This window comes from Aliiroseovarius sp. S1123 (assembly GCF_023015885.1).
In the GTDB taxonomy this organism is placed as follows: domain Bacteria; phylum Pseudomonadota; class Alphaproteobacteria; order Rhodobacterales; family Rhodobacteraceae; genus Aliiroseovarius.
Map to the genome: position 1 here is coordinate 626,124 of NZ_JALKBE010000002.1, position 18,571 is coordinate 644,694.

An 18,571-nucleotide genomic window follows, 5' to 3' on the forward strand; every position below is an offset into this window, starting at 1 on the left:
TCACGCGATGGCGCGCACCCTCAGTTGAAGTGGCAACTCCATCCACGCGCGCAGGCCGATTGTTACATGCTCGGGCGTTTCCAGCGTCGGCAGATGGCCTGCGTCTGGCAGAATGACCAGCTCGGCATCCTGGATCAGTTCGGCCATGGTTTCATGGCGCTTGGGCGGCGTCATCTTGTCATGCGCGCCGCACATCACCATCGTCGGCACTTTCAATCGCTGCAACGTGCGCTGCGCATCTGATCGACGTTGTAGGGCGCGGGCCTGACGCACGAAGGTCTCGGGCCCGATGTCACGCGCCATTTGGAATACAAGCTCCATGATCTTGTCGCGCGCGGGCCCGGGGGCCAGTACGTCGGGCGAAAACGCCTCGGACATGGCTTGGTCCAGCCTGCCGATATTGGCATGCACGATCTGCGGCTCGCGCCATGCGGCTTGACTGGGAGAGTCCGCCAAGGGCGAGGTCGAGATTAGCGCCAGCCGATTCACCCGGTCCGGGGCACGCCGCGCCATCTCCATTGCGACGATTCCGCCAAGGCTTAGGCCTGCAAGCGCAAAGCGCTGCGGCAGCTGATCAAGGATCAAGGCTGCCATCTCGCGCACGGTTTCGCCTTGCGTGGGTGCGGCCACAATTACCGTGTAGTCACGTGATAAGTCGTTGATTTGCGGCCCGAAAACGCGTGCGTCACACATCATTCCGGGGATCAAAACCAATGGTTCCCTCATGCCTGCCTCGTATATTTTTTATATTTCTTTAGCAGAACTGTGGGCGCCCATCCGGATGGACGCAAGTTATAACCCGCGCGCCCAGTCCAGAATTTTTGCAACCGTGGGATCTGTGCCATTCGGGCTGACAATGTCGCCCGCCAGTACATGCGCCATCGGATCAATGCCCGCCGCAGGGGACACAACGTGCCGATGCACGATCCCGCCCCAGCCTGATGCGACAACTTCGGTCGCCTCGGCCGAGACCACCTGATCCTCTTTCGAATAGATGAACAGTGCCGGTACATCGACGATCCCATAACCCGAGTTCGCGGCGACCTTCACCATCGCCGCCATCGGCATTAGCGCGGTGGTCGGATAGCTTTCGGTCCAGTATTTGGCTTGTGCGTCGTTCATCGGAGTAAAGCCGCGGTTGGTGCCCACGATCAGGGGCACCCAGTGGCGCGCGGCCGGGAAAGTCAAAAGCGCTGCTTTGGAATCCTTGATCCCGAAATTCGGCGCGATGAAGGTGATCCCTTTGACGCCTTTCGACGCTGCCTCGTCAAACATGCCAAGCGCCGTGACGGTGCCGCCAGTCGAGGTCGAGATTATCAGAACCTCTTCCCCGATGGCGCGCCCGATCGCCATCGCCTCGCTGAAATCGACCATCCAGTCGTTGACGGTGGGACCCGCCATGGCCTCGGCGCTACGACCGTGCCCTGCGAGACGGGCGTTAAAAAGGTTTGCGCCTAGCCCTTCGGCCACACGTTGCTGGACCGGGCTGATTTCCTGACGGGTCGCGGAAAAACCGTGGATATAGACGACGGATAGGGGCGTCTTCTGCCCTGCCTCGCCAGCCCAAACGATCTGCTTTTCAGCACCGTCGACCAGATCGTCGAACACTGCTTCGCGTTGCGCCAGATAGGCGTCGGGATCCGGGCCAATCGCGCCTTCATCAAACTGAACACTCAGATCCACCGGCTCGTACGGGCCGATTACGAACAGGGCCGCAACAACAGCGGAAACGCCCATGGCGGTACGCAATACTCCGTTCATGCTGCACCTCGGGTCAGAACGACCTTGACCATTTTCTGGATCGTGCGCAGGCATTCGTCGTCCGAGAACCGGTGATCCGCGCCTTTCACAAGGATCAGGCGGATGTCGTCGCCTTGGGCATGCTCCAGCAATTTCACAGCTTGCGAGGTCGGCACCGCGTCATCTTCCGTCCCTTGCAGGAAACGCACCGGCATATCCAACTTCAGCGGCGAACGCAGGACGAAATTGTCGCGACCATCTTCGATCAGGCGTTTGGTGATGATGTAATCCTCGTCATAGTCCGAGGGGATCGACAGGAAGCCTTCGCGCTCCATCTCGGCTTTCTGCGTATCGGTGAACCCGGCCCAGTATCCGTCTTCTGTGAAATCAGGGGCCGCAGCAATCGTCACCAACCCCATAATCCGCTCGGGCCGTGCGCGCGACAAGAGAAGTGACTGCCAGCCCCCCATCGAGCTGCCCACCGCCAGAATGGGGCCGTCAATCAGATTGTCGACAACTTCCAGCGTGTCTTCGTGCCAATCGCCAATGGTGCCCTCGGCAAATTCGCCCGAGCTGACGCCGTGGCCCGAGTAGTCAAAGCGCAGGAAGGCCCGGCCTTGCTCTTTCGCCCATGCCTCAAGCGCAACAGCCTTGGTGCCTTCCATGTCCGATTTCAGACCGGACAGGAACAGGATCGTTGGCCCCTGCCCTTCCGTTTTCGCATAGGCGATGCGACGCCCTTGCTTGGTGTCTAGGTGCTGGATTTCGGACATATTGGCTCCCTCGTCTTTCGTTGGCGACGACAATATCCACCCCTTGCCCCAGTGCAATCCCGCTTGTGACGGGTCCGGCGTTGACAGAGCTGTCTCAAGCCGTCAAAAGACCCGCACACATTACCCGCAACCGGGCGTTCCGTGGGCGCCAAAACGACGAGGAGCTAGGCTGATGAGCCAGATTTCCCTTACATTTCCCGATGGCAATGCGCGTGAGTTCGACGCAGGTGTGACCCCTGCCGAAGTCGCCGCCGGCATTTCGAACTCGCTGGCTAAAAAGGCCATTTCCGCCACTGTGAACGGGGCCCATTGGGACCTGCAATGGCCGATCAATGAAAACTCTGACATCGCCATCCACACGATGAAGGACGCCGATCAGGCGCTCGAGCTGATCCGCCACGACTTTGCCCACGTGATGGCGCGCGCCGTGCAAGAGATCTGGCCGGACGTCAAAGTCACCATCGGTCCGGTAATCGCAAACGGCTGGTATTATGACTTCGACCGCGAAGAGCCGTTCACACCGGAAGATCTGGGCGCGATCGAAGCCAAGATGAAAGAGATCATCAATAAACGCGATCCCGTCACAACCGAGATCTGGGAACGCGACCGCGCGGTGAAGTTCTATCAGGCCAACAATGAACCTTATAAGGTCGAGCTGATCGAAGCCATTCCGGGCGACGAACCGCTGCGCATGTATTGGCACGGGCATTGGCAGGATCTCTGCCGCGGTCCGCACCTGCAGCACACCGGCCAACTACCCGCAGACTCGTTCAAGCTGATGAGCGTCGCTGGCGCCTATTGGCGTGGTGATAGCGACCGCGCCATGCTTCAGCGTATTTATGGCGTGGCCTTCCAGAACAAAGACGGGCTGAAAAAGCACCTTCATATGCTGGAAGAAGCTGCCAAGCGCGACCACCGCAAGCTGGGCCGCGAGATGAACCTGTTCCACATGCAGGAAGAAGCCCCGGGCCAGATCTTCTGGCACCCGAACGGCTGGACCATCTACACGGAACTGCAGGACTATATGCGTCGTCAGCAGAAAAAAGGCGGCTATGTCGAGGTGAACACGCCCCAGGTTGTCGACCGCAAACTGTGGGAGGCCTCGGGCCACTGGGACAAGTACCAAGAAAACATGTTCATCGTGGAAGTGGACGAGGAGCACGCCCGCGAAAAGGCTGTGAACGCCCTGAAGCCGATGAACTGCCCCTGCCACGTGCAGGTCTATAACCAAGGTCTGAAATCCTATCGCGACCTGCCCTTGCGCATGGCCGAGTTCGGATCGTGTAACCGCTATGAGCCGTCGGGTGCACTGCACGGGATCATGCGCGTGCGCGGCTTCACGCAGGATGACGCGCATATCTTCTGCACCGAAGCCCAGATCGAAGACGAAACGAAGCTGTTCATCGAATTCCTGTCCGAGATCTACAAAGATCTCGGATTCGAGAAGTTCTCGATCAAGTTCTCGGACCGTCCCGAGAAGCGTGCTGGATCGGACGAGGTTTGGGACAAGTCCGAAGCCGCGCTGATGGCCGCCACCAAGGCTGCCGGGTGCGCGTTCGATTTGAACCCCGGCGAAGGTGCCTTCTATGGCCCGAAGCTTGAGTTCGTTCTGACCGACGCCATTGGCCGTGATTGGCAGTGTGGAACGCTTCAGGTGGACTTCGTTCTGCCGGAACGTCTGGACGCGAATTATATCGGTGAAGACGGCGCCAAGCACCGCCCGGTCATGCTGCACCGCGCGACGCTGGGCTCGTTCGAGCGCTTCATCGGCATCCTGATCGAAGAACACGCAGGCAAGCTGCCCTTCTGGCTGGCGCCGCGTCAGGTGGTTGTGGCCTCGATCGTGTCGGATGCGGATGACTATGTGCACCAGGTCGTCGAGACCCTGAAAGCCCAAGGCATCCGTGCCGAGGCCGACATCCGCAACGAGAAGATCAACTATAAGGTCCGCGAGCACTCGGTCGGTAAAGTGCCGGTCATTCTGGCTGTCGGCATGAAAGAAGTCGAAGACGGCACTGTGTCGATGCGTCGTCTAGGCGAGAAGAACTCGAAAGTACTGCCGCTGGACGAGGTCGCCGCCGATCTGGCCCGCGAAGCCACTGCGCCTGATCTGGCCTGATCGCCTTAAACCCCAATTCAAGCGCCCTTTGACCCGGTCAGAGGGCGCTTTTTTGTGCTTTGCGCTGTTACATGGGTTCACAAAGGGCGTGAACCAGCCGCCGCCGCAGGGCAGAAAACTGTAACATTACAGAAATTGGCGTGGCCAATTCTGAAAGATGTGAACAGCAAACAGCTGAATTTCGTTACAATCCATTACGACACGCCGAAAGCTAACCAGACGGAAACTCAAGTTTTCTTGGGATTTCGGAATTTTCCCTTGGGCTGCCCCCCTCACGCCCGCGTTATATGCTGCTCGCGCTGACCTGACAGGCGCGTGATCCACGTTTTCGTGAGTGGAGACGTCCCACTCCCACGACTAGCTTTTCCTTACCGCTTCGAGGCGGAACGAATTACAAACCCGAAAGGAAATACGATGTCGAAGAAAACTGTAGCCATCCTGGGCGCCGTCACTGCTGCTGTAGCTGCCAACGCTGCTCCTGCTTTCGCTGATGGCGATCAAGAAAAATGCTTCGGTGTTTCGCTGGCAGGTCAGAATGACTGCGCCGCTGGACCCGGCACCACCTGCGCCGGATCGTCGACCGTGGATTATCAGGGCAACGCTTGGAAACTGGTTCCGGCCGGCACCTGCGAAACCATGGAAATCACCGATGCAGACGGCAAAAAGCACATGGGTTCTCTGGCCGCGACTGAGATGAACCTGCCCGGCTAATCCGCTCGGATATCTGACTAGTCCCTAAAAGACCGCTCTGGCCAAGGCCGAATTGGCCAGAGCGACCCAATCACACAAGAACACGAAGGGCTTTGATATGCTGGACCAACGCACAAACACGACGCTCCCCGATGGCGCGGGCGTTGGATATAAGCCGCAGCATTTCCAAGACCTTCTGAACGCGCCCGGAGCAGTGACATGGCTGGAAATCCACGCCGAGAACTATATGGGTGATGGCGGCCGCCAGATCGCGCAGCTACGTCATCTGGCCGAGAACTTTCCGATCTCCGTCCACGGAGTGGGTGCCTCGATCGGTGGTGAAAGCCGTCTGGATCCCGAACATCTGGCCCGTCTGAAAAAGCTGCTGGATTGGCTGAACCCTGCAAGCTTTTCCGAGCATTTGGCGTGGTCGACCCATGACAGCGCATTCCTGAACGACCTACTTCCTCTGCCCTATACGAAGGACACGCTGACGCGAGTCACCGCGCATATCAACGAGGTGCAAGAGCTTCTGGGTCGCAAGATGCTCTTGGAAAACCCGTCATCGTATTTGGCCTTTGCGGAAAGCACCTGGTCCGAGCCTGACTTCATCCGTGAAGTCGCCCGCCGCACTGGCTGTGGCCTGCTGTTGGACGTGAATAACGTTTTCATCTCGGCCACCAATCTGGAGTTTGAGGCGCTGGATTATCTGGACGCCTATCCCTTGGATCTGGTCGAAGAAATCCACCTTGCAGGTCACGACGAAGATGCGGACGAGCTGGGCCGCAAGCTGCTGATCGACAGTCACGGCAAGCCGGTGGACGAACCCGTCTGGGCGCTGTTTGACCACGTGATCGCCCGCACCGGCGCGCGCCCTGCGTTGATCGAATGGGACAATGACGTGCCCAATTGGGATGTGCTGGAAAACGAAGCCGCCCGGGCCACCGCGCAAATGGCAGCACAGACACAGAAGGTGCCCGCATGACCCAAGACACTCTGACCCAAACACCTGCCCGCGCCACCGTTTCACAGGCCGAGTTCCGCGCCGCGATCCTGAACGCGCAGGCTGATGTGCCCGAGGGGCTGGTCAATCCCGATGGCCAACAGGCCTCGAAACGTTTCTCGGTCTATCGCAACAACGTGGTGCACAGCCTGTCCGAGGCGATGCTGACCGGATTCCCGGTTCTGACCAAGCTGTTGGGCGACGAGTTCTTCCGCGAGATGGCCAAGGTCTATCTGCGCATTCACCCGCCTGCCTCGCAGTTGATGATGCATTACGGCGCGGCCCTGCCCGGCTTTCTGGAAAGCTTCCCCGGCACGCTGCACCTGAAATACCTGCCCGACGTGGCGCGTCTGGAACTAGCCCTGCGCCGCGCCTATCACGCGGGCGACGCAGACCCGATTGATCCGGCCGAGCTCACCTCCCTCGGCCAACACGACTTGATGGAGGCCCGCCTGACGCTGGCCCCGGCGTGTGAGGTGCTGCAAGCCAAGTGGCCCGCCAAGTCCATCTGGGACTTCAACATGGCAGATGGCCCGCAGCCCAGTGCTGGTGGCGAAGACATTCTGATCTCGCGTATCGGGTTCGAGCCAAAGACCTTTTTGCTGCCCGAAGGCGCGGCCGAGTTCATTTCGTCGCTGTTGAAGGGCCGTAGTTTTGGCACTGCTCTGGGATTGGCCACGTCCAACACCCCGGATTTCGATCTGACCGCCACGCTGACCGTTCTGATCGCGGCGCAAGCAATAACCGGCATAGACCGGGACTAAGAAGAAGGAAGGACACGCCATGCAAGCCTTGGTGAACATTCACAATCGGCTGGCCGGACTGGCCGACCGCGCCGCCCCCGAGGCCCTGCCGCTACTGGCGCGCTTCACCTTTGCCGCGACACTGCTTGGTTATTTCTGGGCGTCGGCCCTGACCAAGGTTGGACCGGGGCTGTTCGGGATCTTCAAGCCTTCACTTGGCGCCTACGCGCAGATATTCCCCAAAGCGATGGAGGCCGCCAGCTATAACGTGGGCGAGTTGTCCTTCTTCCACTGGGCCGTCGTCTTCGCTGGCACCGTGGCCGAGTTCATCCTGCCGCTTCTGATCGTGATCGGGCTGTTCACCCGGCTGGCCTCGCTGGGGATGATCGGCTTCGTCATCGTACAAAGCCTGACCGACCTTTACGGTCATGGTGGCATCCAACATGCGGAAACGCTGGGCGCGTGGTTCGACCGCATTCCCGACAGCCTTATTCTGGATCAACGCCTGTTCTGGGTCGTCGTCTTGCTGATCCCTGTCTTGAAAGGCGCCGGTTCCCTATCAGTGGATCGACTGCTTAAGCTTAAGTAACCAGTGTTGTGTTTGCTTTTGGGAAAGAGCGCCCCTTGGGGTGCTCTTTTTCATTAGAACCACTTGCGCATAAAAAAACACCCGCAATGCCATATCGCGGGTGTCCAAAATTCAAGCGTCCTAAAAGACTTAATGCGGGTCTGGCTTCACCGCCGCCAGCGCCAGAATGCCCCCAAGCGCGGCCAGCGCAATCGGGAACATGGTGAAGACGCCATAGCCAAACGCGAAATACATCCCCGCGGCCGAGGCCAACATCAACCCCCCTCCAATCTGCGCCACCGAGCGCGCCATCGCGCCACCCGCCAGCGCCAGAAGCGGTGCGATCAGGGCGAAGGCCCGCACGCGACCGGGATGCTCGACCTGTTCGGCCAAGTCCGGAAGCTCGCCAAAGCGGTCGATCACTTCCGTGTACCCATATCCAAAAAATCCGACGATCATGCCCAACACACCAGCAATCACACCCAAAACCAACGCGGCATTACGCATCACAATTCTCCTGCTCTTTCGTCCCAGATAAGGGATCAGACGCCGTTCTCCAACCATGTCGCCTGAGTTTTTGCGTCCCAACCTAGCGTCAACCGACCGCCTGCTTCGATCACCGGGCGCTTCATCAACGTTGGGTGCTGAGCCAACAGGGCTACCGGATCCCCGGCCCGTTCATCTTCCGACAGCCTACGCCACGTGGTCGAGCGTTTGTTGACCAGCGCCTCGCCGAAGGCTGCAAAGAACCGCTCAAGATCGGCCGCCGCAACCCCATCGGCGCGCACATCCACATAATCAGGCGCCCGCCCCGCAGCGTCCAACGCCTTCACCGCTTTGCGGCACGTGTCACAGTTTTTCAGTCCCCAGATGCGCATATTGCCCCCTGTCATATTCCTGTCACGCGGCCCGCCCATGGTGCCGCCAGCACTTGTTATGGCGATAAAAAGTGCAAAACGAAAGGATGCAAAGACCCGCTGCATTACAGGCAATCACAAGGTTTTCCTTGCAATTTGCCGCCCCTTACCCACATTGGGAAGAGTAAGACAGAACTATCTACCGCCTCCTTTCATGCAGTCGGACGATACCTGATTGCGAACGAAGACCCAGCAATCCGCAGGGTTACATATAGGAGAAGCGGATATGTCCGAGAAACAAACCGGCACCGTAAAATGGTTCAACACCACCAAAGGCTACGGCTTCATCGCACCTGATAACGGCGGCAAAGATGTGTTTGTACATATCTCGGCTGTTGAGCGTTCGGGCCTGACCGGTCTGGCCGACAACACCAAAGTTGCCTACGACCTGCAAGAGGGCCGCGACGGTCGCCAGTCGGCGATTGATCTTGAGGTTCAGGGCTAATCAGAAGCAAATCCTGATACGATCATAGGTGTATTCACCGACCATTCGAGGCAGCGATTGCCCGCAATCGCGTTCGAATGAGAGGGGAATGCCGCTGATCGGATTTGCTTTGCCCTACCGTTAGAATTTTGAAACCCCGCGGAGTGAAAACTCGGCGGGGTTTTTCTTTGGGGAGTGCACCATCCGTTGTGGGCCGCGCCTGACCCTCGGTGGATGCGTTGCCAGTCTATCACCAAGCTTGCTAAGGGCATCGCCCGGCCCTGGGTGGGCGCAAAGCGCCCTCCCGTGGGGAGGGTCGGGCGCTGCCCGTGCACGGCACGGGGCTACTAGAAGGGAACCTCATCACTGAAGCTGCCGCTTGTGGCCTCGAAGTCACCTGCCCTAACTCGGAAACCCATTCCAACTTCCTTCTGTTCAGCTAACAGAAAACGGTCGGAATACGCACGTCCTCGCTCGGTGAACACTTCGCCCGGAACATCAGACAGAATTCCGATCTGACGGCAATAGGCGAGCGCTTTTTTCTCGCTCTCATCCGACAACTTATAGCTTCCCTTACTAGTGGGGCTCAGTCGATTTTTTATTGCACAACCGACACTTAATGACCAATCTCCGCGATCAAACCACCTAAAGTCACCATCATCGTCATGAGAAACTCGCACCTCGATACCAGAAAACACCAGAGGTAAAAACTCCCTCCAAGTTGCTTCAACTGAAATAGCAGTACTATCGTAACCACCGCCTCTGCTTTCGAGGAAGATCAGAACACTACTGTCAAGCGGAGGTACGTTAGGCAAATCTAACTCAACAGTGTCAAATGTAAGTGATTTCTTTAGATGTGAATTCTCTTTTCTAAGCTCTTGCATTTCACGAAGCAATTCAGCAGACGCAATTCTACCTCCGCGCACCCACCCTTCCCTAGGCTTTGTCGCTTTTGCGTGATTGAGAGCCTCGAATACCACGAGCTTTAGCCCATCGGTGGTCTCCCAGTTCTTGCGAACTCGCTTTGCAGAAACCTTTCTACGAAATGCGTCGAGTTTCTCTCTAAGAACTGTATCTTGCTCACACTTCTTAGCAGGTAACTCCTCCGGCGAAGAGTGTACCATCACGAGCACCGGCAGACCTTGATCCACTGCATAATTATACTCTTTCTCAGTGTAGCTCACACCGTAGGGATCAACTGTGCCGTATCGCCCAGCGATGATCAGCACATAATAGTCAGAATCATCGATGACTGACTTAATGTATTCAAACTGCTCGTCATCAGTAGCTGGAAATAACTCCATACCAATTGGAATATCTCCACCTTGCAGGATTACTCGTTCGACTGCGGCGCGTTCTTCCTTCAAATCTTCGTACGTAGAGCTAATAAATATTTGATATCGCTTCTTTTGAGACAATCGCTATTCCTCGCTTTCAGGCCGCGCCTCGCGGCGCGCCCGTTCGCCACTTCAATCGCTCCCCCGGAGCGATTGATCAGGGCTTAGCCCTGACCGTTAAGCTCACCCTCAAACTCGCGCCACTCCCCCTTGGACATGCCCGAGTTCTCCTGCGTGACCTCCTCGCCCTTCAGCATCCGACGCACACAATCCATCGCGCGGCCGGACAGGTTGGCTCCACCAAGACGATAATCCTCGAACGCGCCGTAAGCCGCCGGAACCCAGTCGGCGACGACTTTGCAGATCGCGTCCGCATAGACGCGGATTTCGTATTGGGCGTGGTGGTCGGCGCGCAGGCGCAGGAAGTGAAACAGGTTGTGCAGGTCCACTTTCCAATACCATTGGGTATAGATGTTGGCGGGCAGGTTCATGCGGGCCAGTTCGCGGGCCAGACCGTCCTGCCCCTCGTCGGAAATCATCTGTTCATAGTGATCATAGGCGCGGTTGCTGTCGGCCTTCAGGATTTCCAGCACGCGGGCGGCTTCCTCGCCCTGTAGCGTCGCGCCGCGGCCTTGGTTGTTCACCACCGATTGCGCGGCGACATGTTCGGGCGCGGGGATATAGAACTCGCGGTCGAGGATCGAATAGCGCGCCGAGTATTCGTTCACATTCGCGGTCCGGTGGCGGATCCACTGGCGCGCCACGAAGACAGGCAGTTTCACATGCAGCTTGATCTCACACATCTCGAACGGGGTCGAGTGCCAGTGGCGCATCAGATAGCGGATCAGCCCTTCGTCGTTCTGCACCGATTTGGTGCCCTTACCGTACGACACGCGCGCGGCCTGACAGATCGCGGCGTCATCGCCCATATAGTCGATCACACGGACAAAGCCGTGGTCCAGCACTTCATGCGCGGTATAGAGGTGTTTTTCCATCCCCTCGCTGATCGCGCGGCGGGTGGTGCCGGTCTGGGCGCGTTGCTCTTCGATTTCCTGGATCTGCTCGGGGCTCAATGACATTGCGAATCTCTCGTGTGTTGGATGCCCCGCCACTATATCTAGTTGGGGCTTTCGGAAAAACAGCCATATGCCGTGGAATGCGTGTTTTGGCTGTTCTCGCCGCGTTCACCTGATAGGCTGGCCGGGAAACTTGTCATTCATCTGGGATACATCAATGAAACTTCGCTATTTGCACACGATGGTCCGTGTGAAGGATCTTGAGGCCAGCATTCGATTCTTTGAGCTGCTCGGGCTTGAGAAAACCCGCCATTCGGATTTTGAAGAAGGGCGGTTCTCGCTGATATTCATGGCGCCTCCCGGCCAGCCGGAATGCCCGGTCGAGCTGACGTATAACTGGGATGGCGATGACGGATTGCCGTCTGACAGCCGCCATTTCGGTCATGTGGCCTATGAGGTCGAGGATATTTACGCCATGTGCCAGCATCTGCAGGACAATGGTGTGGTGATCAATCGCCCGCCCCGCGATGGCCGGATGGCCTTTGTACGCTCGCCGGACAACGTGTCGGTCGAGCTTCTGCAGGCCGGAACGCCCCTGCCCCCGCAAGAACCTTGGGCCAGCATGGAAAACACCGGGCACTGGTGATGCAGGTTCGGGCCAAATTCGATGCAGGTGTCATGCGCCTTGTCAGGCGTGTGGCAGTGATCGGTCTGGCCTGTACGCTCCCACAATTGGCTTTTTCGCAAACCCAATGCCGGCAGGCGCTTGCGTTGGGTTTGGACGTGTCCGGGTCTGTGGATGGTCATGAATACCGTCTGCAACTGGATGGGTTGGCGGCCGCACTGGAAAGCCCTGAAGTGGTCGAAAAGCTTCTTGCGTCGCCCACAACCGTGATCAATCTGAGTGTATACGAATGGAGCGGCCCAGGGCATCAGCGGATGCTGCGCAGCTGGACCCCGCTAACGTCGAGATCTGTCATCGCAGATATCGCGGACGGCTTGCGTCAATCCACGCGTATTCCGGCGGACCCCTCGACCGGATTGGGACGCGCAATGCTGTTCGGGGCGGAGCTATTGGCACAGCGCCCCGACTGCTGGTCGCACAGTCTGGACTTGTCTGGCGATGGCCAATCGAATTCCGGTCCTCGTCCGCAAGATGTCAGGCAAAACCCGCTTCTGAAAAACGTCGTCGTCAACGCACTGGTCATCGGTGCATCAGTTCCCGACCGCGATCTGACCTCGTATTTCGAGGCCTATGTCCTGCACGGCATCGGAAGCTTCACCATTCAAGCCGTCAGCTTCAAAGAGTTCGAGGCCGCCATGATCAAGAAGCTTTTACGCGAAACGCAGGGGGTTATGGTCTCGGACGCGTCCCCTTCTGTGCCTGTGGCGACTTCACCTCAGTAGATATAGCGGATCTGATCGGTCCAATAGCGTTCCACACGTTTCAACGCAGTATTGATGTCGTTGATCCCATTCGAGGACAACACATCGCGCGACTGTAGCCCATCGGCGTGACGCTCGAACAGGCCTGCGACGGTGTCACGGATCGAGCGGCCCTTTTCCGTCAACCGCACCCGAACCGAGCGGCGGTCAATCTCGCAGCGTTGATGGTGCATATAGCCCATCTCGACCAGCTTCTTCAGGTTGTAGGAAACGTTCGAGCCCTGATAATATCCGCGGCTTTTCAGCGCGCACGCTGTCACCTCGTTATCGCCGATGTTAAACAGCAAAAGCGCCTGAACCGCGTTTACTTCCAACACGCCAACGCGCTCAAACTCATCCTTGATCACATCCAAGAGCAATCTGTGCAAACGCTCGACCAATGCCAGCGCCTCAAGATACTGCACAACAAAGCCATGATTGACCGATTGCCCGATTTGCAAATGCATGCTCATGCGTCTCTCCGAACCGTTACTGAGACGACTCTTGAGCCGGAAAAGAGAACATTCGGTTAAATATCTCGGAAAACTGCCCCGGAGTTCAGGACAATTTTCGGAAAATCACTCGCCACTCAGCGTGACTGCATGTGCTGCGCGATCCGCGAGATCAGCTCGGACAGCGCCTCGGGGGCGTCCTGTTGGCCCGACACCCACTGATAGAGATCCTGATCGTTTTCACCCAACAGCGCCTCGTACAAATCCAGCTCTTCCGGGGTCATATCCTCCAGATGATCATCCGCATAGCGCGTCAGGATGATGTCCATTTCCTTGATCCCGCGCCGCATCGACCGCATGGCCAATCGCTTGACGCGATGTTCAGGCGTTTCGTCCACACGCGCGCCAGGGGTTTCCTTCAGCTGATCATAGGGAATGCCGGTCATGTCTTATCCTTCCAGCCGCTTTCGCAGGCGTTTTTCAAGCCGCCCAAGCTGGTCGGCCGAGCGGTTCATCTGCATCTTGATATCGCGAATTTCAAGCAAAAGATCACGCACTTCCGGGGCTTCGCCATTCTCAAGCCCCGGCTCTTCAACCCCTTCCCCTTCACCGGTCAAAAGCCAGCGCATGGAAACGTTCAAGACGCCCGAAACCATCTGTAGTTTGTTGGCGCGCGGTTCGGAAAGATCCTCTTCCCATCCGCGCAAAGTTTTTAGCTTGATACCCAGTCGTCTAGCCAAGTCGGATTGCGACATATTTACAGCTTCGCGGGCAGCAGCAAGGCGATCCCCAAAGGTCGCAGCATCCTCGGAAAACCAGTCACCGTTTGTTTCAGTTTGTTCCATGGCTGTCTCTCCTCATACAATGTCGATACGCGGCACCTGATGATGCTTGATCAGCTTCGCGGCGCACCCTAGAAGAATTGCGACCAACATACAAACCGAGGCCGCCATGTCTTTCCTCTCCGCGACACTTGACCGCGTAAAACCTTCCCCGACCATCGCCGTTTCGACCCTTGCAGCCGAGCTGAAAGCAGCGGGGCGCGATGTGATCGGCCTTGGCGCGGGCGAGCCTGATTTCGATACACCCGAGAACATCAAAGCCGCGGGGAAAGCTGCGATTGATGCGGGCAAAACGAAATACACCGCCCCTGACGGCATGCCCGAGCTGAAGCAGGCGATCTGCGACAAGTTCAAGCGCGAGAACGGGCTGGAGTATACCCCCGCGCAGGTCTCGGTCGGGACAGGCGGCAAGCAAATCCTGTACAACGCGCTGATGGCGACGCTGAACCCGGGGGACGAGGTGATCATCCCGGCCCCCTATTGGGTGAGCTACCCGGACATGGTGCTGCTAGCTGGCGGCGAGCCCGTGGTGGTTGAATGCCCGATCGAGACCGGCTTTCGCATGACGGCTGAGCAACTTGAGGCCGCGATCACGCCAAAAACCAAGTGGCTGATCTTCAACTCGCCCTCAAACCCGACCGGTGCAGGCTATTCGCGCGACGAGCTGAAGGCGCTGACGGACGTTCTGATGCGTCACCCGCATGTCTGGGTGATGACGGATGATATGTATGAACACCTTGCCTATGATGATTTCGAGTTCTGCACCCCCGCCGAGGTCGAGCCGGGTCTTTATGACCGCACGCTGACCTGTAACGGTGTGTCGAAAGCCTATGCCATGACCGGATGGCGGATTGGCTATGCCGCGGGTCCGGTGGAATTGATCGCTGCCATGCGCAAGATCCAGTCGCAATCGACCTCGAACCCCTGTTCGGTCAGCCAATGGGCCGCCGTTGAGGCGCTGAACGGACCGCAAGACTTCATCGCCGAGAACAACAAGATGTTCGTGCGTCGTCGCGATCTGGTGGTCGAGATGCTGAACGCCGCCCAAGGCATCGAATGCCCGGTGCCGGATGGGGCGTTCTACGTCTACCCATCGATCAAAGGCTGCATCGGCAAAACCTCGGCCGGTGGCGTGAAGATCGACGACGACGAAACCTTCGCCAAGGCGCTTTTGGAAGAGAAAGGCGTGGCCGTGGTCTTTGGCTCGGCCTTTGGCCTGTCGCCGAACTTCCGTGTCAGCTATGCCACGTCGGACGAAGCACTGAAGGAAGCGTGCACCCGCATTCAGGATTTCTGTGCGTCTTTGGTATAGAACCAAAGGCGCTCCGAATCGAAAGGTCCCAGATGTCCGCTGTCCTGCCTGACTATTATTTCCGTGTCCGTGAAAACGGCGCTTTCGTGTTCAAGGTGGATACGGAAAACCGGCAGCGCCGGATCGAACTGGACCAGATTGCGGTTTTGAACATCAAAAACGGCGACGTGAAACCCCAAGGGGGTCGCGAATTGTCCGACGAGGACAATGCCGCGATTGCCGAGTGGATGGAGCAGCGCCGTGCGCATCTGAAGCAGCGCGATATCGATGATATTCTGCGCACTGTCGATCACCTGAACCTAACAACGCATTGGGCGCAGGCCCGTGCATCGGACGAAGATCTGGAACAGGTGACCGACGCGCTTTTGCTGGCCATGCATGACCTGCGCACGATGTTGGTGCGTAAAAAGGCGGATCGGCTGATCAAGGGCTAGGGCGGGTCTATGTCGCACGCAGCGTGGGCGTGAGGGGCTCTGCCCCTCGCCTCGTTGAGGCTCACCCCGGGATATTTTAAGCAAGAAAATGCAAGATGTTGGCCGCCGACTGCATTAGCCTCGGACGCCGATGCGCGAAGACTGGAGCCAGAAACGCCACGACATGAAGGCGCCTGCGCAGAGTAGGCCCAGAAGCAGCCCCCACCAGACGCCCACCGCGCCAAAGCCCAGCGTGATCCCCAGCACATAGGACGATCCCATCCCGACCAGCCAATAGCTGAGGCTGGCGATGATCATTGGCACCCGCGTGTCCTGCACCCCGCGCAGAAGCCCCATGGCGATGGCCTGTGCGCCGTCGGCGAATTGGAACAGAGCGGCAACCACAAGGAGCGAGGTGCCAAGGACGACGATCTCGGTGCGCAAGACCTCGGCCGGGTCCAGGAACAATTGGATCAGCGGCGCGGGGAAGACCAGGAACAGAATGACGGTCAGCCCACCAAACAGGACGGATGCCAAGGTCACGGCCAGCGCACCGCGGCGCAGACCCAGTTCATCCTTGCGGCCTAAGGCACGCCCGGCCCGTACTGTGGCCGTCATCGACAGGCCCAGATGCACCATGAAGAACAGTGCAGTGATCTGAAGCGCAATCCCATGGGCCGCCAGTTCCAACGTGCCAATCAGCCCCACAACGATGGTCGAGGCCGAGAACATCCCAACCTCGGCCAGGGTTGTCATTCCGATGGGAATGCCCAGTTTCAGCAGGTCGATCAGGGCCTCCCAATCTGGTTTCCACAGACGTTGGAACAAGGCTTGTTCCGGGTTCAGGCGCGCGGCATAGACCCACAATACAATCCCTGCTGCGATCTGAATTGTGACCGAGGCAATCGCCGCGCCGCGCACACCCAACTCGGGCGCGCCCCAATTGCCGAAGATCAGTGCGTAGTTGATGACCCCGTTCATCACCGCAGCAATCACCGTCGCCCAAAGGACGATGCGTGCGTGTTCCAGCGCGGACAGGTAGCTGCGCAAAGACATCACGATCAAAGACGGGATCATGCCAAAGCCAGCAATCCGCAGATAGTCCTGCGCAATCAGGCTAAGCGCTTCATCCTGCCCCATCGCCTGGAGGATCGGGCCAGACATCCACATCAGGGGCAGTACCACCAGCGCAAATCCCACCGAGATCCACAGTGCCATCCGCGTCAGGCGTCGAACGCGCACCTCGTCCCCGGCCTCTTCCGCCTCGGCCACCATCGGCATCAAGGCAAACCCTGGTCCCGCCCCCATGATCAGGAAAATGAAAAAGAACGTGCCCGCCAGTGTGACGGCGGCCAGTTCCTCGACCCCGTACCAGCCCAGCATGATCGTGTCGGTGATCTGCACCGAAAACTGCGCCAGTTGCGAGGCCACCAAAGGTGTGCCCAGAACCAGAACTGCGCGCATGTGTTGAGGGAGAGTCATTACCTGTGTCATTCTCCACCTCTATTGTGGGGGATGCGGCGGAGCAAGCACAGAGTGTTGGCGCTATCGCAGCATCGCGAGCAGCGCTTTCGATGGTGTGCCTGTCACCCGAAGCCCACGCGCGCGCTGAAACGCCTCGATCGCGGCGAAGGTCTTTTTGCCCAAGACGCCATCGGCCTCGCCCGTGTCAAAGCCTGCGCGGGTCAGCCCGCGTTGCAGGGCCTTTCGATCCTCTAGCGTCAGCCCGTGTTCATCTGGTCCGAACGATGCGCGCAGCGCGGGGCGCCCGACCAGTCGGTCGGACAGATGCCCGACGCCAATGATGTATTTCTGCGCGTTGTTGTAGCGGGCCAGAACCGCGTAGTTGTGATACACCTCAAACACCGGGCCACTGTCACCTGCAGACTTGACCACGCGGCCCCTGCCCGACGGCGCACGCCCGGTGATCTCTTCGCCCCATCTTTGCCCGCGTTGCCAGCCGGATCGGCTGAGATAAGCAGCGGTCGAGGCCAGCGCGTCCGTGGGGTCATCCGACCAGATATCTGCCTTGCCGTCGCCGCGGAAATCCACCGCATAGGCAAGATAGGACGAGGGGATGAACTGCGTGTGTCCCATTGCCCCTGCCCAGCTTCCCACCATACGCGCGGGTGTGATGTCGCCGCGCGCAAGGATCTTGATCGCGGCGGCCATCTGTCCTTCGAAGAAACGGCCACGTCGCCCGTCAAAGGCCAGCGTCGCCAACGCGGACATTACCGGCACATCGCCGCGTCGTTCTCCATAACGGCTTTCCACGCCCCAGACGGCGACGATCACCTCTTTCTCGACGCCATATCTGGCTTCAAGCCGGTTCAGCAGGCTTGCGTGTTTAGACAGCATGGCGCGCCCCTTCGCAATCCGCGCGTCCGAGGCGGCGATGGCCAAGTAATCCTCGAACGAGCGCACGAATTCGGTCTGAGTGCGGTCGCGTTCCACCACGCCGGGCAGATAGCCCACATCGCGGAAGGCTCGGTTGACGGCGTTGGCGGGCAGCCCTCGCGCGATCATCCGTTTCCTGGCCCCAAGCACCCAAGCGTCAAACCGTGCATTGCGCACAGCGCGCATTCCACCAGACGCACTGCGCGGAACGCTGCTTACTGCGCCTCCAGATTGGCAAGCCCCAAGAGTAACAGCCGACAAACCGGCCAGAATGAAACGTCTGGAATGGGGCATAAAATCACCTGCACTGCTAGTATACGAAGCGCTCCGGGGTTCGTGCGCTATTCTATTTTCTCCAGACTACTGCGTTTAAACATAGGATTGAATGAAAAAGGGGCGC

The 18,571-nt window shown here is 58.5% G+C and carries 22 protein-coding genes; 10 read left to right on the forward strand and 12 right to left on the reverse strand.

Translation table 11 applies throughout. The annotated features are described in order from the left end of the window. From MWU53_RS06550 to MWU53_RS06560, 3 genes are all read right to left on the reverse strand, one after another. On the reverse strand, window positions 1-726 hold the full coding sequence (locus MWU53_RS06550) for an alpha/beta fold hydrolase (RefSeq protein WP_247091599.1): 726 nt from the start codon (window positions 724-726) through the stop codon (window positions 1-3). A 66-nt stretch (window positions 727-792) separates the two neighbouring features. Beyond that, window positions 793-1,761 carry an alpha/beta hydrolase gene (locus tag MWU53_RS06555; RefSeq protein WP_247091600.1) on the reverse strand — a complete coding sequence of 323 codons (969 nt, stop codon included), beginning with the start codon at window positions 1,759-1,761 and terminating at the stop codon, window positions 793-795. Then, on the reverse strand, window positions 1,758-2,513 hold the full coding sequence (locus MWU53_RS06560; protein ID WP_247091602.1) for an alpha/beta hydrolase: 756 nt from the start codon (window positions 2,511-2,513) through the stop codon (window positions 1,758-1,760). The genes MWU53_RS06555 and MWU53_RS06560 overlap by 4 nt, the downstream gene beginning before the upstream one ends. Window positions 2,514-2,685: 172 nt before the next feature. On the opposite strand from MWU53_RS06560, the gene thrS reads away from it, so the two are divergent. From thrS to MWU53_RS06585, 5 genes are all read left to right on the forward strand, one after another. Further along, a complete protein-coding gene (thrS, locus tag MWU53_RS06565) occupies window positions 2,686-4,632 on the forward strand; it encodes a threonine--tRNA ligase (protein ID WP_247091605.1) in 1,947 nt (648 codons plus the stop codon). 414 nt (window positions 4,633-5,046) lie between these two features. Beyond that, on the forward strand, window positions 5,047-5,343 hold the full coding sequence (locus MWU53_RS06570; RefSeq protein WP_247091608.1) for a DUF2282 domain-containing protein: 297 nt from the start codon (window positions 5,047-5,049) through the stop codon (window positions 5,341-5,343). A gap of 97 nt (window positions 5,344-5,440) precedes the next feature. Next, on the forward strand, window positions 5,441-6,307 hold the full coding sequence (locus tag MWU53_RS06575; protein ID WP_247091611.1) for a DUF692 domain-containing protein: 867 nt from the start codon (window positions 5,441-5,443) through the stop codon (window positions 6,305-6,307). Continuing rightward, window positions 6,304-7,089, forward strand: coding sequence for a DNA-binding domain-containing protein (locus MWU53_RS06580; protein WP_247091613.1), 786 nt, complete (start codon window positions 6,304-6,306; stop codon window positions 7,087-7,089). The genes MWU53_RS06575 and MWU53_RS06580 overlap by 4 nt, the downstream gene beginning before the upstream one ends. A 19-nt stretch (window positions 7,090-7,108) precedes the next feature. Next, a complete protein-coding gene (locus MWU53_RS06585; RefSeq protein ID WP_247091616.1) occupies window positions 7,109-7,657 on the forward strand; it encodes a DoxX family protein in 549 nt (182 codons plus the stop codon). Window positions 7,658-7,786: 129 nt separating this feature from the next. Here MWU53_RS06585 and MWU53_RS06590 read toward each other — a convergent pair whose 3' ends face one another. Further along, window positions 7,787-8,143, reverse strand: a complete 357-nt coding sequence (locus tag MWU53_RS06590; protein ID WP_247091618.1) for a hypothetical protein — start codon at window positions 8,141-8,143, stop codon at window positions 7,787-7,789. A 35-nt stretch (window positions 8,144-8,178) separates the two neighbouring features. Further along, complete coding sequence (locus tag MWU53_RS06595) at window positions 8,179-8,514, reverse strand: ArsC/Spx/MgsR family protein (RefSeq protein ID WP_247091621.1); 336 nt, start codon at window positions 8,512-8,514, stop codon at window positions 8,179-8,181. 265 nt (window positions 8,515-8,779) lie between these two features. Here MWU53_RS06595 and MWU53_RS06600 point away from each other — a divergent pair, with 265 nt between their 5' ends. After that, a complete protein-coding gene (locus tag MWU53_RS06600; RefSeq protein WP_247091624.1) occupies window positions 8,780-8,998 on the forward strand; it encodes a cold-shock protein in 219 nt (72 codons plus the stop codon). A 326-nt stretch (window positions 8,999-9,324) separates the two neighbouring features. Here the strand turns inward: MWU53_RS06600 and MWU53_RS06605 are convergent, their stop codons facing one another. Beyond that, on the reverse strand, window positions 9,325-10,395 hold the full coding sequence (locus tag MWU53_RS06605; protein ID WP_247091627.1) for a DUF4062 domain-containing protein: 1,071 nt from the start codon (window positions 10,393-10,395) through the stop codon (window positions 9,325-9,327). 83 nt (window positions 10,396-10,478) lie between these two features. Then, window positions 10,479-11,393, reverse strand: a complete 915-nt coding sequence (thyX, locus tag MWU53_RS06610) for an FAD-dependent thymidylate synthase (RefSeq protein ID WP_247091629.1) — start codon at window positions 11,391-11,393, stop codon at window positions 10,479-10,481. A gap of 154 nt (window positions 11,394-11,547) precedes the next feature. On the opposite strand from thyX, the gene MWU53_RS06615 reads away from it, so the two are divergent. Both MWU53_RS06615 and MWU53_RS06620 read left to right on the forward strand, forming a co-directional pair. After that, complete coding sequence (locus tag MWU53_RS06615; protein WP_247091632.1) at window positions 11,548-11,976, forward strand: VOC family protein; 429 nt, start codon at window positions 11,548-11,550, stop codon at window positions 11,974-11,976. A 32-nt stretch (window positions 11,977-12,008) separates the two neighbouring features. Then, window positions 12,009-12,737: a DUF1194 domain-containing protein gene (locus tag MWU53_RS06620; protein ID WP_247091634.1), complete on the forward strand. Its 729-nt coding sequence runs from the start codon at window positions 12,009-12,011 to the stop codon at window positions 12,735-12,737. On the opposite strand, the gene MWU53_RS06625 is transcribed toward MWU53_RS06620, so the two are convergent. The 3 genes from MWU53_RS06625 to MWU53_RS06635 all read right to left on the reverse strand — a co-directional run bounded on the left by MWU53_RS06625 (window position 12,731) and on the right by MWU53_RS06635 (window position 14,052). Beyond that, the gene (locus tag MWU53_RS06625; RefSeq protein WP_247091636.1) at window positions 12,731-13,228 is read right to left on the reverse strand and encodes a MarR family transcriptional regulator; all 498 of its coding nucleotides are present in this window, start codon (window positions 13,226-13,228) and stop codon (window positions 12,731-12,733) included. The genes MWU53_RS06620 and MWU53_RS06625 overlap by 7 nt on opposite strands. Window positions 13,229-13,344: 116 nt before the next feature. Continuing rightward, window positions 13,345-13,605: a succinate dehydrogenase assembly factor 2 gene (locus MWU53_RS06630; protein ID WP_247091789.1), complete on the reverse strand. Its 261-nt coding sequence runs from the start codon at window positions 13,603-13,605 to the stop codon at window positions 13,345-13,347. A 51-nt stretch (window positions 13,606-13,656) separates the two neighbouring features. Beyond that, a complete protein-coding gene (locus MWU53_RS06635) occupies window positions 13,657-14,052 on the reverse strand; it encodes a helix-turn-helix transcriptional regulator (RefSeq protein WP_247091638.1) in 396 nt (131 codons plus the stop codon). A gap of 106 nt (window positions 14,053-14,158) precedes the next feature. Between MWU53_RS06635 and MWU53_RS06640 the strand changes: the two genes are divergently transcribed. Next, complete coding sequence (locus MWU53_RS06640) at window positions 14,159-15,361, forward strand: pyridoxal phosphate-dependent aminotransferase (RefSeq protein WP_247091642.1); 1,203 nt, start codon at window positions 14,159-14,161, stop codon at window positions 15,359-15,361. Window positions 15,362-15,393: 32 nt separating this feature from the next. Then, entirely contained in the window at window positions 15,394-15,795 is a 402-nt protein-coding gene (locus tag MWU53_RS06645) for a hypothetical protein (protein ID WP_247091645.1), read from the forward strand. Between the two features lie 114 nt (window positions 15,796-15,909). Here MWU53_RS06645 and MWU53_RS06650 read toward each other — a convergent pair whose 3' ends face one another. Both MWU53_RS06650 and MWU53_RS06655 read right to left on the reverse strand, forming a co-directional pair. Then, on the reverse strand, window positions 15,910-17,256 hold the full coding sequence (locus tag MWU53_RS06650) for an MATE family efflux transporter (RefSeq protein WP_247091647.1): 1,347 nt from the start codon (window positions 17,254-17,256) through the stop codon (window positions 15,910-15,912). A gap of 63 nt (window positions 17,257-17,319) precedes the next feature. Further along, entirely contained in the window at window positions 17,320-18,465 is a 1,146-nt protein-coding gene (locus MWU53_RS06655) for a lytic murein transglycosylase (RefSeq protein ID WP_247091650.1), read from the reverse strand. Window positions 18,466-18,571: the final 106 nt, after the last annotated feature.

Excerpts from the sequence above, each read along its gene's own strand:
- MWU53_RS06550 (WP_247091599.1), bottom strand. The coding sequence starts at position 726 with ATGAGGGAACCATTGGTTTTGATCCCCGGAATGATGTGTGACGCACGC.
- MWU53_RS06555 (WP_247091600.1), bottom strand. The coding sequence starts at position 1,761 with ATGAACGGAGTATTGCGTACCGCCATGGGCGTTTCCGCTGTTGTTGCG.
- MWU53_RS06560 (WP_247091602.1), bottom strand. The coding sequence starts at position 2,513 with ATGTCCGAAATCCAGCACCTAGACACCAAGCAAGGGCGTCGCATCGCC.
- thrS (WP_247091605.1), top strand. The coding sequence starts at position 2,686 with ATGAGCCAGATTTCCCTTACATTTCCCGATGGCAATGCGCGTGAGTTC.
- MWU53_RS06570 (WP_247091608.1), top strand. The coding sequence starts at position 5,047 with ATGTCGAAGAAAACTGTAGCCATCCTGGGCGCCGTCACTGCTGCTGTA.
- MWU53_RS06575 (WP_247091611.1), top strand. The coding sequence starts at position 5,441 with ATGCTGGACCAACGCACAAACACGACGCTCCCCGATGGCGCGGGCGTT.
- MWU53_RS06580 (WP_247091613.1), top strand. The coding sequence starts at position 6,304 with ATGACCCAAGACACTCTGACCCAAACACCTGCCCGCGCCACCGTTTCA.
- MWU53_RS06585 (WP_247091616.1), top strand. The coding sequence starts at position 7,109 with ATGCAAGCCTTGGTGAACATTCACAATCGGCTGGCCGGACTGGCCGAC.
- MWU53_RS06590 (WP_247091618.1), bottom strand. The coding sequence starts at position 8,143 with ATGCGTAATGCCGCGTTGGTTTTGGGTGTGATTGCTGGTGTGTTGGGC.
- MWU53_RS06595 (WP_247091621.1), bottom strand. The coding sequence starts at position 8,514 with ATGCGCATCTGGGGACTGAAAAACTGTGACACGTGCCGCAAAGCGGTG.
- MWU53_RS06600 (WP_247091624.1), top strand. The coding sequence starts at position 8,780 with ATGTCCGAGAAACAAACCGGCACCGTAAAATGGTTCAACACCACCAAA.
- thyX (WP_247091629.1), bottom strand. The coding sequence starts at position 11,393 with ATGTCATTGAGCCCCGAGCAGATCCAGGAAATCGAAGAGCAACGCGCC.
- MWU53_RS06615 (WP_247091632.1), top strand. The coding sequence starts at position 11,548 with ATGAAACTTCGCTATTTGCACACGATGGTCCGTGTGAAGGATCTTGAG.
- MWU53_RS06620 (WP_247091634.1), top strand. The coding sequence starts at position 12,009 with ATGCGCCTTGTCAGGCGTGTGGCAGTGATCGGTCTGGCCTGTACGCTC.
- MWU53_RS06625 (WP_247091636.1), bottom strand. The coding sequence starts at position 13,228 with ATGAGCATGCATTTGCAAATCGGGCAATCGGTCAATCATGGCTTTGTT.
- MWU53_RS06635 (WP_247091638.1), bottom strand. The coding sequence starts at position 14,052 with ATGGAACAAACTGAAACAAACGGTGACTGGTTTTCCGAGGATGCTGCG.
- MWU53_RS06640 (WP_247091642.1), top strand. The coding sequence starts at position 14,159 with ATGTCTTTCCTCTCCGCGACACTTGACCGCGTAAAACCTTCCCCGACC.
- MWU53_RS06645 (WP_247091645.1), top strand. The coding sequence starts at position 15,394 with ATGTCCGCTGTCCTGCCTGACTATTATTTCCGTGTCCGTGAAAACGGC.
- MWU53_RS06650 (WP_247091647.1), bottom strand. The coding sequence starts at position 17,256 with ATGACTCTCCCTCAACACATGCGCGCAGTTCTGGTTCTGGGCACACCT.
- MWU53_RS06655 (WP_247091650.1), bottom strand. The coding sequence starts at position 18,465 with ATGCCCCATTCCAGACGTTTCATTCTGGCCGGTTTGTCGGCTGTTACT.